Annotated in this window: 11 protein-coding genes and 2 riboswitches; of the genes, 2 read left to right on the top strand and 9 right to left on the bottom strand. The window is 47.9% G+C overall.

All coding sequences use genetic code 11. The features are described from left to right. Positions 1–206: 206 nt before the first annotated feature. The 6 genes from HH215_RS03575 to HH215_RS03550 form a co-directional block, all read right to left on the bottom strand. Entirely contained in the window at positions 207–1,367 is a 1,161-nt protein-coding gene (locus tag HH215_RS03575) for a D-alanyl-D-alanine carboxypeptidase family protein (protein WP_169284205.1), read from the bottom strand. 235 nt (positions 1,368–1,602) lie between these two features. Beyond that, positions 1,603–2,691 (bottom strand): glycosyl hydrolase family 18 protein, encoded by a 1,089-nt coding sequence (locus tag HH215_RS03570; protein ID WP_169278652.1) that lies wholly within the window; start codon positions 2,689–2,691, stop codon positions 1,603–1,605. A 22-nt stretch (positions 2,692–2,713) separates the two neighbouring features. Then, positions 2,714–4,480 carry a polysaccharide deacetylase family protein gene (locus HH215_RS03565; RefSeq protein WP_169278651.1) on the bottom strand — a complete coding sequence of 589 codons (1,767 nt, stop codon included), beginning with the start codon at positions 4,478–4,480 and terminating at the stop codon, positions 2,714–2,716. A gap of 39 nt (positions 4,481–4,519) precedes the next feature. Continuing rightward, complete coding sequence (locus HH215_RS03560) at positions 4,520–6,385, bottom strand: glycosyltransferase (protein WP_169278650.1); 1,866 nt, start codon at positions 6,383–6,385, stop codon at positions 4,520–4,522. A gap of 30 nt (positions 6,386–6,415) precedes the next feature. Further along, on the bottom strand, positions 6,416–7,729 hold the full coding sequence (locus HH215_RS03555) for a nucleotide sugar dehydrogenase (protein WP_169278649.1): 1,314 nt from the start codon (positions 7,727–7,729) through the stop codon (positions 6,416–6,418). 21 nt (positions 7,730–7,750) lie between these two features. Next, the gene (locus HH215_RS03550; protein ID WP_169278648.1) at positions 7,751–9,208 is read right to left on the bottom strand and encodes a polysaccharide deacetylase family protein; all 1,458 of its coding nucleotides are present in this window, start codon (positions 9,206–9,208) and stop codon (positions 7,751–7,753) included. Between the two features lie 869 nt (positions 9,209–10,077). Between HH215_RS03550 and HH215_RS03545 the strand changes: the two genes are divergently transcribed. Then, complete coding sequence (locus HH215_RS03545) at positions 10,078–10,734, top strand: class D sortase (protein ID WP_169278647.1); 657 nt, start codon at positions 10,078–10,080, stop codon at positions 10,732–10,734. 70 nt (positions 10,735–10,804) lie between these two features. Here the strand turns inward: HH215_RS03545 and HH215_RS03540 are convergent, their stop codons facing one another. After that, positions 10,805–11,620 (bottom strand): transglutaminase-like domain-containing protein, encoded by an 816-nt coding sequence (locus tag HH215_RS03540; RefSeq protein WP_169278646.1) that lies wholly within the window; start codon positions 11,618–11,620, stop codon positions 10,805–10,807. 16 nt (positions 11,621–11,636) lie between these two features. Next, a riboswitch (cyclic di-GMP riboswitch) is annotated at positions 11,637–11,722 on the bottom strand. Positions 11,723–11,757: 35 nt separating this feature from the next. Continuing rightward, positions 11,758–11,842, bottom strand: a riboswitch (cyclic di-GMP riboswitch). Positions 11,843–11,957: 115 nt separating this feature from the next. Then, on the bottom strand, positions 11,958–16,418 hold the full coding sequence (locus tag HH215_RS03535; RefSeq protein ID WP_169278645.1) for a collagen binding domain-containing protein: 4,461 nt from the start codon (positions 16,416–16,418) through the stop codon (positions 11,958–11,960). Between the two features lie 275 nt (positions 16,419–16,693). Here HH215_RS03535 and HH215_RS03530 point away from each other — a divergent pair, with 275 nt between their 5' ends. Then, a complete protein-coding gene (locus tag HH215_RS03530; RefSeq protein WP_169278644.1) occupies positions 16,694–16,975 on the top strand; it encodes a hypothetical protein in 282 nt (93 codons plus the stop codon). 100 nt (positions 16,976–17,075) lie between these two features. On the opposite strand, the gene HH215_RS03525 is transcribed toward HH215_RS03530, so the two are convergent. Beyond that, positions 17,076–17,903 carry a purine-nucleoside phosphorylase gene (locus tag HH215_RS03525; RefSeq protein ID WP_169278643.1) on the bottom strand — a complete coding sequence of 276 codons (828 nt, stop codon included), beginning with the start codon at positions 17,901–17,903 and terminating at the stop codon, positions 17,076–17,078. Positions 17,904–17,921: the final 18 nt, after the last annotated feature.

Here is a 17,921-nt window from a genome sequence, read left to right as displayed (position 1 = left end):
GCGCGAGCTAAGCTCGTCGCGCTTGCTAGACCGATGCAGCGAACTTCAAGCTCATAGATCGATCTTAACGCTCTTGCATCGTCACCAATTCTACGAAAGGCTCTACCATTCCTGCCCCCCGACAAAACTAGAAGCAACGTTACTTTTCTCGACAAAACACGACAAATTGGCGGTGACGAAACTCCCGTCAAACCGCCAATAAAACGCTAGTTGGAGAAGAACAAGTGGCCTGTCGTTCTTCGGAGCATCGTCCACCAGCCGGCTTTAGCGACCGCCACTGGCGATTCCACCGGGAATTCCGTCAATACTTCCGAACCGCGATAGACGACCAGCTTCCCTAGCGGTTGACCGATCTCTATCGGAGCCTTGATATCCGGGTTCAGAACAAGCTCATGTCGGATTCCTTTGCCCGCGTCGCCTTTCTTAAGCAATACGCTGTAAGAATGCTTCGCGGTCAACGGGATATGATCGACCTTGCCCTTCTCCACGGATAAAGTTCCGATCGGATCGCCTTTCTTATAAATCTGAATGTTCGTATATTGCGCGAAAGCATAGTCGAATAGGTGGGAAACTTCCGCATTGCGGGTTTTCGTATTCGGTTCGCCCATGACGACCGCAATCAAGCGCAAATTGTCTCTACGAGCCGTTGCGGACAAACAAAACTTCGCTTCGCTCGTAAAACCCGTCTTCAGTCCATCCGCGCCGCTATAGAAGCGAACGAGCTTGTTCGTATTGACGAGCCAGAACGGTTTAGGACTGCTTTTGCGCAGATAGTCTTGATAGAGCCCCGTATATTTCGTTATATTCTCGTATTTAAGCAACTCGCGCGACATGAGCGCAATGTCATGCGCGGAAGAGACATGGCCTTCGGCAGGCAAACCGTTGCAATTGGCGAACTTCGTGTTCTTCATGCCAAGTTCTTGGGCCTTTTCGTTCATCATGGCTACGAATTGTTTTTCGCTTCCGCCTAGCTTCTCCGCAAGAGCAACCGAAGCATCGTTACCCGAAGCAAGAGCGACGCCTTTCAGCATCTCATCGACGGTCATTTCCTCGCCCGGTTCAAGAAAAATTTGCGATCCGCCCATCGATGCGGCATATTCGCTCGTTTGAACCTTATCGGTAAGTTTCAACCTACCTTCATCGACGGCTTCCATTACGAGCAACATCGTCATGATTTTCGTAATGCTTGCAGGCGGTAAAGCTGCGTTGCTGTTTTTCTCGTAAATAATCGTTCCGCTGTCCGCATCCATCAATATCGCCGATCTTGCGCTTGAGGCCATATCGGTGATCGCTTTACCCGACGATGGCTCTTTCGCCGAGACAACAGACGGGATGATCAGTGAAGCCGTTAACGTCAAGGCTAGCATCCAAGCCAGCGAGCGCAAACCCGACCCCTGTTTATTTGTACAGGCCAAAATTGGCTCCCCCTCCTACGGCCGATAAACGGCCAAGTATTTTCTTCCCTATAGTTTGTCCTTTCAATATGGAAAATATTCCAGTCGGGAATTCGCTTGCTCTCATTCGGCTGTAGAAAGCAATCTGCAGAAATCAAAATGAGGCGGAGCAGGAATAACCCTCCTGCTCCACCTCATTTGAGAAATACTATTCGATCTTATAACCGGGTTGGATTCGCAGCTGTTCCAACGACTCCGAACCAAGCTCGTCAAGTCGCCATATCGCGATATTTTGTATGCCCTTTGCCTTCGCCGCATCGATCCATTGCGATAAAGTCGTTCCGTCCGCATACCATACCGTGTGCTTCACATTATCTGAATCATTGTATTCGAAGTGCAAACTACCGCTCGCTTTGTCCCTCTCGGGAGTCGATTCGCTTCTCGTCGCAAGCTCGGATGCTTGCTTTTCCGTGATTCCGACAGCTTTACCCGTCCCGGAATGCCAATCAAATCCTCCACTCGATAAAGCGATATACGAATTTCCAGGAACTTTTTTCATTCTTGTCGCATGCTTCCTGATAAATGCGGCGTCCGCTTTCGGTCCGGGTCCACTATGACCACCGTATAAATTATAGGCCATCATAACATAAGCGGGACCTTTCGGAAGCTTGATCCGTTCGATTGGCGCCCGCGGCTCCAATACGACTCTCAGAGATTTGCCCTTCTTCTGTAACCGGTAATCGAGTTCGTGAATAAATTGAGCGAATTTGGGCCAATCTTCTTCTGCTATTTTCTCGTAGTCGAGCTCCGCCCCCGTAAATCCAAAAGTTTCCAACGCGGCAATGATTTCGTCGATATGTCGGCTACGGCTTTCCCAGTCGGCAACCAATCTCGTCACTAGCGAAGTATTTTTCTGCGAATCGGTGTCATTAGGATATTTGATGTCGTTAACTACAGTCAAATAAAGGTCGTTCAATTCATTCTGCTCAGCCAACTGTTTGATTCTGGGCATTGCTTCGCGGAATTTGTCGGTAAGCAATAGAGAATCGGACTCATCGAAATATGCGGCAAATACCTGCAAACTCGTCAGCCCTCCGGCAACGACCTCCAAGTCGTTCGTCCCAGCCTCCCAGCGCCAATCTGCAAGCCATGCGGACCTTTCCGTTATTATTTCGGTCTCCTCTTGCTTCTTAACAGCACCGAAAACGTCTTGAATAAATAAATACAGCATGATCGCGGCGATGACCGTGGAAAGAACGGCAACGCGTCTACGCGGATGAGATTCAGCGATTTTCATGCGTCTCACTCCTATTAGCTATTTAGAACGTTTCGATCATCCAATCGACGGTGGAATCGAGCCCTCGCTTCGCTGAACTGAGCCACTTCTCCAGTCCCTCAAAAGAATTGCTATAGAGCGTTTCGCCTCTTTGTCCATCCTGCTTCTGCAAGACTACCTTGAAATCGTCAAACACCCCGTCGTAGATATCGTCCTTTTCACTCTGTTTGTTAAATTCCGACTCGATCGCAATCATACCCTTGTCGATTGAAGCATCGATATCGCGGTCGATCGGCATCTCTTGGCCATCAATCAAAACTTTCATGTCGTTCCCCCGCAAGGAAATGCCGACTTTCCTCTTATTCGCGATATTTACGGGGTACTGGCTTTCCTCGGTCAAATCCACTTGCGACGTTTGCGTTTTCGAATAGACTGTCGCCTTATTCAAGGCGAGGTCGGTATCTTTCCAGTCGATCTCGTCCAATTCCGATTCTAGCAGTTTTTCGATCGCTTGTCCGGGTTTCTTCTGTTCGACAGTCAGAATGTTGTTATCAAGGGATACGCGGATAAACGAATCCTTCCGGCTATCGTGCCTAGCATAGATCGACTGCCTACCGACGACGTTCCCGGCCAAGTCGGCCGTGATCTCTACGTCCCGGTAATTGTCGCTTTCTTTCAACGCGAGAAACCCGCTTCTTGAAGGTTCGGACGTAAGCGCGATTCGGTTATCGAGAAATTCGGCCGCTCCCCGAATAGCGATCCAATCATCCGCACGGTCTGAGTCACCGGCCAAAAAATTCATCTCCTGTCCGGTGTCCTTCTGTATTTTCATTAGCAAATGGTTCGTGTACCAATACGGAGCCGGTTGAACCCGGGTCAGATCATAAACGTCGTTATCCTTGCCGTTAAACGATACACCTTCCCGATTATAGTGCATTTTGAAAATTCGTTGAATGTTGACGTTGTTCGCATCCGATACAAGCCGGTTCTTTCCTTCGTTCAAAGCGTTCGCGTGCATAATCATATAGACATTCGGTACGAAGCCGAGCCTGTCCGTATAGATTTCCTCCATCAGCTTGTAGTCTGCTGAGATCCGCTTCTCCATCTGACTCCGATCTTCGGTCGGGATCATGTCGGCATCCCGGATGAAATCCATTAAATAATGGTTGTAGTAATCGATTTTTATTTTATTCTTTAATTCGTTCTCGTCTTTCACGCCTATGAAATTGTTCGCGCTGTCGACAATATTAATATAAGTAAGACGATAGCCATTGCTTCCTAATTCCCAGTAACCGTTTTTCATCATTTTCTTCATATCCGATGGCTGAAGGAACTTGCGGTCGCTATTGCCCATTTTATTCGCATAGGAAAGAAACGTCGCTTTAAAATTGTATTTTTCGAGCAACGGCTGGGAGAACAAGCCGGAATCGTTGCGACCGTCCTCGAAAGACAAGAACAGCGCCTTGTCCGGAAGTTTCTTTCCTTTATGGTAAAAGTCCAGAACGTCTTGCTGTGAGATCGTGACATACCCTTGATCCTTAAGCGCCTTGAGTTGCTTGTCCAATTGTTTCTTCGCGATCAGCTTCGGAGTGCCCGAACGGCTGACTCCGAAATAGGACAAGGCGACGAAGCCTTTATCATTGCTCCACTTCTGCCGATTCGGTTCCGTATATTTTTCCACGTCCACCAGTGCATGGAACAAAACGAAGCCGACGAGAAGCAGTACCGAGAACTGGATGATCGTCTTCGCAACTTTGACGCGATTTTTCTTTCTGTAGTCAAGGGCAGAACTTTTTTTCCTGATCCACATTTCTGCCTCTCCTTATTCCTGAATTCAATCAACCGCTAATCAGAACGGCAAGCCGATTCTCTCTTTGTTTTTTTGCTTCCGAGCCTCTTTCTTATTCTTCGCTTCGATATCCTGCGGCGTTTCCCTTGTTCCCCAAGTCGACTTCCAGAAGGTGACCCACGCGACGGGCATTTGCCACAGCAGTACGAATTCATAGAACACACAAAAAACGAGACCGAACACCCACAGTTTGCTTTTGCGAAACAGCAAATGCGCGAGACTCATGAGCATAGCCATCAACAACAACCCCATCAGGAACGTACCCGGAAAAACGTTGTGAAAAAGCGGCACATAAACGAGGTTGTACAACACGATGACAGGAGCGGCTATTGGCACAATCAACCCGATGAGGAAGAAGAGGGCCATGAAAGGCTCTTTACGCCAAATAAACGCGCTCGCACGCAACGACTCCCTCAGCCACGAGCGCTTCCACCGCATCTGCTGCTTCAGGAATACACCCATGTTCGACGGCACGATCGTGGAACAGATTGCCTTGTCCTGATAACCCGTGCGATGAGTTTTCAGAATAAAGTTGGTCATGCTTCGATCGTCGCCGAATGTTGCCGGTTGACCTAGAAATTTCTGGTTCAGCCACGCATCGGTATGTTTGACGATCAGATCCTTGCGGTAACAGGACAATGGTCCGGATAAGCATGTCACGCTGTCGAACCAAGATTCAGCCGCTTTCATAATACGGAAGGCGATGTAATATCGAACCGTCTGAAGCTTCGTGATGGAGTTCGTGTATTTGTTCTCCACGTCCGTTCGCCCGGCTACGCCGCCCATCTTCGGATCTTGGAAAGGCTGAACGAGGTGCTTGATCGCGGACGGTTCCAGGAAACTGTCGGAATCGACGAATACGACCAGATCGTGCTTAGCCATCTTCACTCCCTTTACCAAAGCTACGCGTTTGCCTCCGTTCTCCGGTAAGACGTGCATTTTGACTCTTTCCTTGGTCCCAAACCTCTCGGCTTCTTTATGAATTAACTCGATCACTTGGGAAATCCGCTCCGCGGAATTGTCGGTCGATCGGTCGTCGACGACGATGATTTCGAGTTTATCGACCGGATAATCCTGATTGACGCAACTAAGTATAGTCCTGTGGATCCACTCTTCCTCGTTAAAACAAGGAATAATGATCGACACCCCCGGCGTATATTCGGCATTAATTGGTACATCTCTGTACAATGCGCCGAACATATAACGCGACAGCAAAAAGGCGGCGGCGATTAAGCTGTATAAGTATAGCAAGTAGTTATACTTGAAATAAATGACGCTTTCTACCCGCATGAGCATCACGAATCCGGCCGCGATGAACAGCATACCGCTGGCCATGTATACCGAGTAACCCCAGCGTTTCCTCTGGAAATATTCCGTCAGAGGCTTCACGAATTCAAAAGCAAGCATCAGCCGCAGTCGGCCGTCTTGCTCCCTGGTGAACGATCGAACGACCTGCGCATGCGTATGTACGCCCGACTCGAAGCCTTCAGGCATCGTGCCCGGAGGAAGCCGGAAGCGAATGTTTACCTTGTCTCCGATTTGAAACGCGTCGTTATCCGAATCGAGTTCGATCAGAATGCCAGTCGAAGATATATCCACAGATCGGCCCTTGACGCCTTGCTTCTTTCTTTTCCCCGGGGCTACGAGCAGAACCTCGAAATCCGCTACGTAACGCAAACTTAGCAACCTCATCTTCTCGAGATGATCGGAGTCCCGATCGTTTAAGCTCGACTGATCGCCTTTAATTCCTCTCCGGTCGACCGAAGCGCGAATTCGTTCCGGATCCGGGACATGGGATAACGTACGCCTGTCCTCTCTCGGAACCGTCAGCACTTCTTCGATCCGTTTCTTTTTTTTATATAACACCTGATAATCTCCAATCCGCTAATCCGTTCTTCATAAGCTCCAATAATGATAGCCGTTATTCTCGAAATCCGACTTTGAGTAAACGCCTTTAATGTCTACTAATACTTTCGTTGAGTCCGGGATGAACATCGCCTCGAAGTCGCAAACGTCCATCGAAGCGAAACGTTGATGGGGCACGGCTACAACGACGACGTTCAGATCCTTCATGTCGCCCATGTTCGTCAATTCGATTCCGTATTCCTCGTAAACGTGATTCCTGTCTACCAACGGATCGGCTATCAACGGCGTAATGGCATAGTCGTTCAATTCTTGTATAATGTCGGTCACCTTCGTATTGCGGATATCCGAGCAATCTTCCTTGTATGCTAAACCGAGAAAGCCGATTCTCGCATGACCGATGTCAATCTTAAGCTTGACAAGCATTTTGATGATATTCTGCGCGACGTATTTGCCCATGCCGTCATTAATATGACGACCTGCGAGAATAATCCGGGAGCGGTACCCGGTATCTTCGGCTTTGTAAGTCAAATAATAAGGATCGATACCGATGCAATGCCCTCCTACGAGGCCGGGCTTGAAGTTCAGAAAATTCCATTTGGTCGCTGCGGCTTCCAGCACCGCCTTCGTTGGAATTCCCATTTGATTAAACAACATCGAAAGCTCGTTCATGAATGCGATGTTGATGTCGCGCTGCGCGTTCTCGATCACCTTGGCGGCTTCGGCGACTTTTATGCTTTCGGCCTTGTACACGCCGGCTTCGATAATCAATTCGTATACTTTGGCTATCGTATCGAGCGTTTCCCCGTCCATACCCGCAACGATCTTCACGATGTTTTCCAGCCGGCGCACTTTATCTCCCGGATTAATCCGTTCGGGTGAATAGCCGATCTTGAAATCCTTCCCGCAACGCATACCCGATTCGGCTTCCAGAATGGGGACGCACACTTCCTCCGTCACTCCCGGATAAACGGTCGATTCGAAGACGACAATGGCATCCTTGCGAAGCTTCCGGCCAACGAGCCGGCTCGCGCTCTCGACGTACTGCAGGTCCGGGATGTTCCCGCTCTGGATCGGCGTCGGTACGGCGATAATAAAAAAGCTCGCACGTTCCAACTCGGACTCGTCATACGTAAAAATCGCCGTGCTATTTCTGATTGCCGCATTCCCTACGTCGCCTGTCGCATCAATTCCGTTCCGATAGCCTTCGATTTTCTTCTCGCTCAAGTCGAAACCGATGACATTCACCCGCTTAGCGAAGGCGATCGTAAGCGGCAGACCGACATAGCCTAGTCCGATGACCGCGATCGACTGCATTCTGTCGACGATCTCCTCATACACTCCCATGTTAATCTCTCCCATTTCCCTCTATTCCTTCAATCCGATCATTTCCGCCATCTTAACGAATTTATAACCTTTTTTCTTCAAACGTTCGATCACCGTCGGTAATGCTTCAATCGTATGAGTGTCATCGAGCATGTGAAGCAAAATAACGCTCCCGTTTTCGGTTTTCTCCATGATTATGTTCACGATATCTTCCGCGCTTATGTTCTTGTCCCAGTCGAAAGTCGTTACGTCATACAGCGCGATATCGGGATATCCGGTCGCGGAAATGATTTTCGCGGACTTATCGTCGATCTCGCCCGTCGGAGGACGAAACAGCATCGTCGGCTTCTGCTGGATCGCTTCCGTGATCACTTGATAGGCTTTAACCACGTCCTCCTGCAATTGCTCCGGCGTAAGATTCGTTACGACAGGATGGTCATACGAGTGATTGGCCACTTCATGGCCTTCCTCGATCATCGCCCGCGCCAAGTTCGGATTGGCTTCCAATCCTTTTGCGCGAATGAAGAACGTGGCTTTGACATCATGTTCAGCCAAAATATCCAATATTTTCGTAATCGTATAGTCAGTTCCCCAGTCGTCGAAAGTCAATGTGATCATTTTTTCATCGGTCACCGCATCGTAAATCAAGTTGTATTTCGCATTCTGGTAATCCGGATTCATTTTTACGACATCGTATCCTTCGATTTGGTCCAGCGGCTTCCTTACGCCGCCTTGGGCGATCAAGTCGCTCAATGGGATAAAATCATATCCGACGTCCATTGCGGCTTTGGCGATGACCGGTATTTCCTTGAGCAACTCACCATTATCCTCCGTATCGAGCGTAATAATGCCGCCACGGGTAATATACTTCCTAATGTACAACTCTTTCTCTATATTGTTCTCACCTTGCCAATTACGCAGGAACAAGCTGTACACGACTACGGCTTCCATCCCGGCATGAGCCGCAGCAAGCCGAATGTCATCCGTATAATCGCCCGATCGCGTTCTGACATATTTAGTCGAAATTCCAGTTTCTTTCTTGATGATTTCGTTGCTTAATTGGATTTCTTTATAGATTTGCTCGTAGCTCAGCTTCGTCATATCCAGGCGGTTAAGTGTATTGTTCTCGATCTCGTGTCCTCTCGACACGATGGACTTCGCGATGTCCGGCTCTTCCGCGACCCGCATTCCCGGAACGAAAAACGTAGCCTTGATACCGTATTTGTCCAGTTCGTCCAGCAAACGTCCCATCGTATCGCTGTCTGCCATTCCGTTAAAGGTGAGGGACAATTTCTTCTTTGCCGTGTAAACGAAAGGATAAACTTTGCTCATCGGTCCGTCATACCGGACGATACGAACTTCCTTCGTCTCCGTTACATTCTTTCCGTCCCCATCGGCGCCACCGAGAAGACCGCAAGCGGTAAACATGGTCATGGCCAGAGAGAGTGCGACAATCTTCATTCCCATTTTTCGAAAAATAGGCTTTTTTGGTTTTTCCATAACTAGGAACTCCTTCTGCTGCTATTATTACAAGTCACTATATTGAATGGTTCCTTAGACCCATTAATGAAAACTTAACATCCAACAAAATAACCATTTTCACATTTTATCAAGGTGATCTGAACATTTTCTAAACATTTTCACCGTAAATCGATATTTTTCGCGAATTCCGCGATCCAGTTGTTAGTTTTCGGCTTGATCTGGACTGGATGAATAACGACAAACATCTCAGCCTTGGGGATATGGTGTGCCGAATTCAACAAAGTACTTCGTGCAAATCATAGTCTATGCGTACCAGTAAGCCATGGAGAAAAAGCCGCTATTCGACACCCTTAAGCATCTAAAGATACCAGCCTAATTCGCTGTTGCCTTATTTCTGCTATAGGATGCTGTCCATGAACTATTGAATTGACTTGTCTTTGGGATAGGCAAATATTGATCTTCGGTTGCTTCTTCACCTTTTCCTGCGGTAGCGACAATCCTTTCCTCGTTTCAGCTTATAACCCAGAAACTCGGATCCCCATTTGATGTGGGTTCTCTTATTTTTATCCGGGTGAAGCGTCAGTCCGAGCGACTCAAGTATCGTTCTTGCATCTCATATCGCCTTTGCAGCTTACGCCTGAGTCTTGCAGAAAACCACTCAATCGTCGGCAAAACGCGTCAGACGATATCCTTTGCCCGTCATCTCATGATCGAACTGATTCAGGTAGGTGTTACTGTCCTTTAGGGATGAATTATATTCCAATCGAAGCGCTCCACGGCGATCTTGTCCAGTTTTTGTTCAGTTGTATATAATAAAATTTTAAGTTGAACGTTTCTCTAATAGAGGTTTATGTGATAATTTGTTATTAACATTCAGGAGGATCGCCGTGAAAATTGTTCCTTATCTATTGATCGCTGCGGGAATAGTCCTGTTCGTATTTCCTGTGGCTCGAGAGTACATAAACGAACGTGAGCAGCAACAACTCGTGCGAGAGTTGGAACGCAGTATCGCGCCTGCCGATTCGAAACCCTCCATCGATTCGGAAAACGCTCGGCTCACTGAATTGCTCCAATCCGGCCTTGAAGGCGCAACGGAGGAAGAAAGTGAACGTCCGACTATCGAGGAACCCTTGCAGACTCTGGACGATAAAACGATCGCCATCATCGAGATCGACAAGATCGATTTGAAATTGCCTGTTCTTGAAGGAGCGACGACGAAAAACATGAAGGTCGGAGCGGCTCATATGACGGAAACGGCGCAGCTCGGCGAAATCGGCAACGCGGCAGTCGCCGCTCATCGCGCCCACACGAAGGGACGCCTCTTCAACCGGCTTGACGAAATAGAGATCGGAGACATGATCGACATACGGATGCGGGATGGCAAAGTCATGTACCGCGTGACTGAGATTAAAATCGTCGAACCGACCGATCTATCCGTACTGAATGGCAACCAGAGCGACGCTATGCTAACGTTGATTACATGCGATCCGCTGGTCAATCCTACTCATCGTCTAATTGTGCACGCGATCAAGTCGGAAGAGTAAACTTGCAATCGCGACAAAAAAACCAGCCAGGATCAAAATCGATCCTGGCTGGTTTTATAAATTCAAGGATTTAATAAAATTTAACGGGCGTATAGTCGTTGGCTTTCTTATCGAACGTAACCTTCTTCGTCCCTTTGCTCAGCCCGGCATCAACGGTCGTATCGACGACGACCCATTTGCCGTTCAGGTATACTTCGTTCCAAGCATGATACTCATCCACCCACTTCGTCGTCCCCATTGCCAGCTTGGCGGGGATGCCCACGCTTCGCAGCATGGAGGCATACAGCGTTGCGTATCCATAGCAGATCGCTTTGCCCGAAGTTAACGTTCCGTCGATATCCGGAACGTAATCCGAAGTGACCGTACGGGCAAGCGCTTTGTCGTAACTCACATTTTTCACTATGTAATCGTAAATCGCTTTGGCCTTTTCCTCGTCCGTTGCCGCGCCCTTAGTTAGCTCCTTCGCTTTATCCGAAGCCTTGTCCGCTGTGAGCCAATCGATGTTTTGAACGGAATTCAGGAAGACGTCCGGGGCATTCGTCACGGCTAGTCGAATTTTTTCCGCAAGATTCACCCGATAGGATTTGCCCGCCACGTTCTCCAGTACGGCAACCTCGTATTCCCCGTCTCCCATTTGAAGCGGAAGCCAAACCGTTTGTCCGTCTTTGGAGGTATTCAACGTATAAATATAATTAGAGCTGCCCTTCGATACTTTCGCTTTCGTCACAACGTTCGTCTTGCTGGCAAGACGAATCCCGACCATCCCTTTGTCCACTTCGGAAGTATCCAATGTGACGGCATTCTCTCCCGAATTCGCGAAAGCAACCGCGGGAATGGTTACGAACAGAACGAGAGCTGCCAATAATAATCTTGTTGTTCTCAACATAGAAGATAGAACTCCTTTCGGTAGCTGGCTGCCATCCTCCAAGAAAGGGAAGGCCCTCTAGCTTTGCGTCCCTGCCTTTCAGCAGGTTTGCCGTTATCGTGAAGATTCTTCTTAATAAAACAAAAAAAGCCGAGTCTTTCGGTAGCTGGCTGCCATCCTCCGAGAAGGGAAGGCCCTCTAGCTTTGCGTCGCTGCCTTTCGACAGGTTTGCCGTTATCGAGCTTGCTTTACTACTAGAATTGTAACAAATAATCGTTGGAAAGACAAGGAAAAACCTGCCGGATTCCGACAGGTTTAGTCTTTTTCTCTCTATTTTCTATTCTCTATTTTCTATTTTCTATTCTCTCTTGATACGGAATATTCTCTTGCGGTTTAATAGGACAACTCCCATTGCGACAAGAGCAAGTCCCGCGAGCTGGAGCGGCAACGAGCTGCTCTCCCCCGTTTTCGGAAGCGTTTTGCCCGGCGCTTTGCCGTCAGGGTCTACGCCGCCTCGAGGCACGTCGTCCACGTCGATGTCGACGAGGATTTCTTCTTCGTTGCCGTCTTTGTCGGTTACGATGATGGTAAAGGAATCTTTGCCTTTATAGTCTTTATCGGGCGTATACTTCCATTTTCCATCCGGCGTAACTTTGACGGTTCCGTGCTTCGGTTTCTCGCCGACTTCGACTTTGCCGCCTTTCGGAACGTCGACATCGCCTTTCACCGGCTTTTCGTTCGTTGTTTTTTCCTCGATCTTAGGAGGATGAACAGGTTTCTCAGGATCTATCGTCGGCACCGGAGTTGGTGTCGGCTCTGGGCTTGTCGTAGGTCCCGAAGTCGGAGTCGGTGTCGGCTCTGGACTTGGCGTTGGTTTCGGAGTTGGCGTCGGTGTCGGTTCAGGTGTCCAAACTCCTCCTGAGCTCTGTCTCTCGTTTGTTTTTTCAACCAATACCGCCGTCGTCTGGGTCTTAGTGATCTCGAAAGCTACCGGCGTTTGATCCAAGCGATAATCGTAAGGAGCTTGAATTTCTACCAGTTGATACTTGTTAGGCGGTAGATCTTTCAAGATCAACTGTCCGTTGACGTCGGTCGTAAGCTTGGCAACGTCAATGCCCGGAACGACCTCGTAAATCGGGTTGCCTTGAAGATCAAGCAACAACGTCTCGGCTCTTAGTTCAAATACGGCTCCGCTAAGCACGAGACTTTTATTTGAATTGAACTTTGTTAACTGGACCGAACGATCGTTTTCTTTGTTTTCAATGATTAACGGCGTCGTCGGCTGATGGATGGAAACTTTGGTTTCTGGTACTTCAATAACAAAACCATCCGCCTTCGTCTCTACTAACGTATATAAGCCGTATGCCAAATTCTCAAACTCCAACGTGCCGTTTACATCGGTCGTGCCCGTGTCGACGACAACGTTCGCGGCATTGCGAAGCTCGAAGTCTATGCCTTTCAACAGATCGGAATGATCTTTGGCGTTAACTTTAGTAATGACAAGCGATGCACCGGAACCCAATGTATTCGGTTGAGTAAGAGCTACAATCTGCGTCTGATTCGCAACTATCGGAACCGAGATCGGCGTTGGATCCAACTTGTAGAACAACGGCGCCGCGATTTCAACCAAAGTATAATTTCCGGCCGCCATATCTCCGTATGCGATTCTTCCGTCGTTGTCCGTTGTAAGCGTAGCGATGAGTGCATTGCCGGAATCGCGTAATTCAAAGACTGCGTCTTTCAACTTTTTCGATGGATCAACCGAATCTACCTTAACGAGCTCGAATCCTTGACGAATGATTTTATTCGTAATGTTGAAAGGTGCACCTTTGAAGTCAATTATTTTTCCTGCGGCATAATCAGGATCAAGGATATACCCGCTCGGAGCCGATATCTCTTTGAGCTTGTAAGGAAAACCATCCGTATCATGAAGTTTGTATTTTCTGGAAGTGGAAGCTTCACCATTCGCATCCGTAATCAGCGTTTCTAAGAGAGTTAAACCCGTAGCATTCCAGAGCTCAAACTTAACTCCCGGAAGCGGTCGGTTAAGATCATCCACTTTGATAATCTTTAACTTATCTCTTCCGTTTGATGCACCTCCGCCGGCTCCAGCCAAGGAAACTAAAATCCCTTGTTGATTTCCTTGTCCGACTACCGAAACCGACTGTCCTTGATATTTAAGGTCGTTGGTAAGCCTTTCCCCGCTGTTGGCGTTAATGTAAGAGTCATACTCGAGAATATAAGCGGTTTTCACGTCGTTCTTAAATGTCAGCGTAAACGTGTTCCCTGTCACTGCTAGCGTATAATCGCTTGCAGCTACCGGATTTCCCTTAGGAATATTGCCGGAATTATCCGCAGGCAAATTCGTTTCGTACAGCTTTAAAGTATCCGTCAGCAGGAATTGATTATCAGTAGTTGCCGATAAGGTATCCGTTAAAACGGAACCAGCGGCAATATAAGACTGACTCGGGTTGATGGTTACTTTCCATTTGGCGATATCGGTATTTCCGACTTGGCTGCCCGACTTTTGAACGTATTGCCCGCCGTGTTTAGGCGTTACTGTTGCCGACATTTTGAATAAAATCGGACCCCCGACTCCGTTTTGCATTTTCGCATCATTGGAATAGTTGCCTGCTATCGGAGAGTTGTCGCCTAAGCTTGTTTTATACTGAATCTGATAAGCCGAGTTAATAGGACCAAGATCCAAAACAAAGCTCTGATTGATAGCGTCCAAAGTAAATTTACCATTAGGAATCGAGACCGAAAGACCCTCTGTTATCGAGTTATTGCCTGGATTTAGCGTTAAGTGCTTAACCTCTAGAGAGCCGTCGACGAATTTCTGATTTCCGGTATACTTGTCGCTAATGATCGCCGGATTAACGGTATGCAAATTGTAGTTCACGTAGATCGTCCAAGTGATCGTTTTATCTTTGGCGCTGTATTCGCCCTTTTTAAACCCGTTCTCAAGCGTAAAGTTTTGCGGCGTTACCGTAGCGGACTTCGTAATCGGAGTTTGCGCTACATTGTTCTCTTTCCAGTTTATCGTCGCCGTATTCTTGTATTTATCTTCAAGCGGCTTACCTGCCTTAGGATCGAACAATGTCGTAAAGGTAATAACCTGTTTCGTGCTTATCGATTTACCGGGTTTCAAACTAATCTTAAAGCCGGTTTTGTAATCCGGATCCGCAGCGAGCAAGAAATCGGTGGACGCGATATCTACTCCGTTAATCTTTACGGTAGCAGGCAGTAATTCCATATGCATATCCAAGTAATTGTCTGCAATGACAATGTCGGTCATCGTCTTCAAGTCTTGGTTGACTGTAATCTCCCATTCGATCGTTTTAGCCTGGAAGTTTTCTTTACTGACTTTTTTATCGAAAATGACTTCTTTGTAGTCGGCATCGTCTTCTTTCGTTATGCCGCCTCCATAAACCGTGTTCGTAACCGTCACATCATCATAAATGCGTTGTTGCGCTTCGGTTTGATAAACGATGTCGTATGCCTTGGTTACCGGATCGTGGAATTTCAAGGAGAACCCTTCGTCGTAATCCGTGCCAATGCTTGTTAAGGTATATTGGCTCGGATCGACGAGAGCCCCTCGCGTGCCTTGGCCGCTACTGTCGATCGCTACTTCGTATACGGCCATCGTAACGCTGACGACTTTTTGGTCGACCGTATTAGTAGTTGCGAATTTATCTAAGATTAACGCATCAGCCGCAGCGATCGCTTGCTGATTATAGTTGTATTGAATCTGCCATGTGATCCTTTGTTTCTCGGAATCGTAAGCGGTGTCCTTCTTGTTCAGCGGTTCGTTAAAGCTGATCGTGGCAGTAGCGTTTTTACTCTGCGACGTCATTCCGGTACCGGTCAGAACCGCATTGTTCGTATATTGGATGCCGGTGAACGGTGCCGTCGTCGGAGCGGGAACGCTCGTCTGGTAAGTCACGCGAAAAGCTTTATCGATGTTGCCTAGGTTTATCGGAAATGAAGGTGCGGTCGTGCACGGTTTTAGCGAATTAAGCTCTACTGTTCCATCCAGTTGAACTTCCAATTCGCAAATATTGATATTGCCTTGCAACGTCAACCCCGTTGGAAGAGTATCGTTAAGTACCGCATTATTAATCGTATTTTCAGCTTGATTAAATTCGACGGTCCAATCAATGACGTCCGAATTAAAGCCACCTTTGCTGGCTTTCCCTGTTTTTTCGAGGCCGTCTTTAGCCTTATTTGCGAATTTTATATCGATATCAGCCTTGTGGACTGAACTAAAATCGATTTTTTGTTCCAGGCCCCCGTCTAGTTTAGATTTGTCGAATTTCAACCAAACGTAGAAATTACCCTCAATTCCTTGTTGTCCGTTAATACTGTCATTGAAAGTAAAAGTGACCGTTCCGGCCGTAGTCACGACGAATGTCCCGACGCCGCCCGTTAAGTTCCCGGTAATCGGACTCTGAATATTAAATACATTCGGAAGAGAAAACGTATACGTATCCCCGTCCGAATAATCATGGTTATCCGGTAGCTCCCAGTCATAAATAGCCGCCACGAAATTGTTCACGTCCGGCCGATTCGGCAATACTAGACTGTTTCCGTTCAGATTCATGACCGCGCCGGTAAACGTAGGTTCTTCATCGTACATTTTAACGCTTGTAATCAGATGTTGATCGTCCTCGATTTGTTTGCCCGCAGCATAAGAACCCGGAGCCACAAACAACTGAGTCACCAACTGCAGAAATAACGCTACAGCGACAAAAATCGCCAGCTTTTGCTTAGCTTGCCTAACCCTTGCTTTACTCATTCTCGCTCTAGTAACTCTCACATCATCAATCCTCTCAGTAATATTACTGTTGCACAAGAGCCTCTGATATCCATCGGATCACCAGATTTCCGGCGTGGTGTGACTTTATATCGTTCGGTCCCGGATTCTCCGCATGCAGAACAAGCCCATAATAGAATAATACTCTTCCCTCATGAACAAAAACTGAAAATATTCTGATATTCGACAGCAAGCGATTCTTTGACTATACCATTAACATTTTGACATCCGAACACTTGTTTGGTATATTAAGTAAAGATCATTCAAGGAGGGCTCATATGTCAGACGAACGTCTTGTTAGAATCGAAGATATGATGGGACAATTAATCGGCATGGTTGGCAAAGTACTGAGCGAGCAACATGACATGAAACAGGATATACACTCAATGAAACAGGATATACGCTCAATGAAACAGGATATGCAAACAATGAATCAGAGTATGGAACGCGTAGAGATCGAACAAACGAGGTTCAACGATTCCGTAGCCTATTTGCTGGACAAGACAGCTCAACACGACCACGATATTCACGGACTCAAGAGCCGTGTATTAAAATTATAGATCTCATGCTCTTAATTCCCCTTTTCAATAGAAATACAAATAAGGAGCTGCCCCTCATCCTCTTTCGATGACTTGGGACAGCTCCTATTTTGCAAACCCTCTACATTTTCGGGATAACGTTCAACACGAGCGACAAGAACTGCTCTTTCACCTGTTCCGTCGTTTCCATGACTTCCTCGTGCGAAAGCGGCTGATCGAGGATGCCCGCCGCCATGTTGCTGATGCAGGAAATCCCGAGAACTTCGATTCCCGAGTGCCGCGCGACGATAACCTCGGATACGGTTGACATGCCCACCGCGTCGACTCCCAACGTGCGGAGCATGCGAATTTCCGCCGGCGTTTCGTAGTTCGGACCAAGCAGGCCGACATAGACGCCTTCCTGAACAGCGAAGCCCAACTCCGCCGCGGTCTCCTTCGCAACTTTGCGCAGTCGCGAGCTGTAAGCGTCGGACATATCCGGGAAGCGAACGCCCAGCGCATTGTCGTTAGGTCCGACCAACGGATTACGTCCGGTCAAATTAATATGGTCGGATATCAACATCAGATTGCCGGGCTTATAGTCTAAATTCACGCCTCCCGCGGCGTTGGTCACGAGCAACGTCTTTACGCCTAGCGCCTTCATGACGCGTACCGGCAATGCGGTCCGCTCGGGTTCATATCCTTCATACATGTGGAACCGGCCGCGCATCAGAACGACGTTGCGCCCTTGCAGCTTACCGATAAGCAGCTCCCCGGCATGGCCTTCGACCGTCGACACGGGGAAGTGGGGAATATCTTCGTAAGGAATCGATACCGCATCTTCCAGTTCGTCCCCAAGTACGCCTAAACCCGATCCAAGAATAAGTCCGATCTCGGGGCGAACATCCGTAGTAGAACGAATGAATGCCGCCGCCTCTTCAATAATTGCTTTCGATGTTATGTGTGTCATCACTATCTCTCCTCGTCC

This window comes from Cohnella herbarum, from assembly GCF_012849095.1.
In the GTDB taxonomy this organism is placed as follows: domain Bacteria; phylum Bacillota; class Bacilli; order Paenibacillales; family Paenibacillaceae; genus Cohnella; species Cohnella herbarum.
Note: the sequence above shows the minus strand (reverse complement) of the source record. Positions and strands in the feature narration are given on the sequence as shown.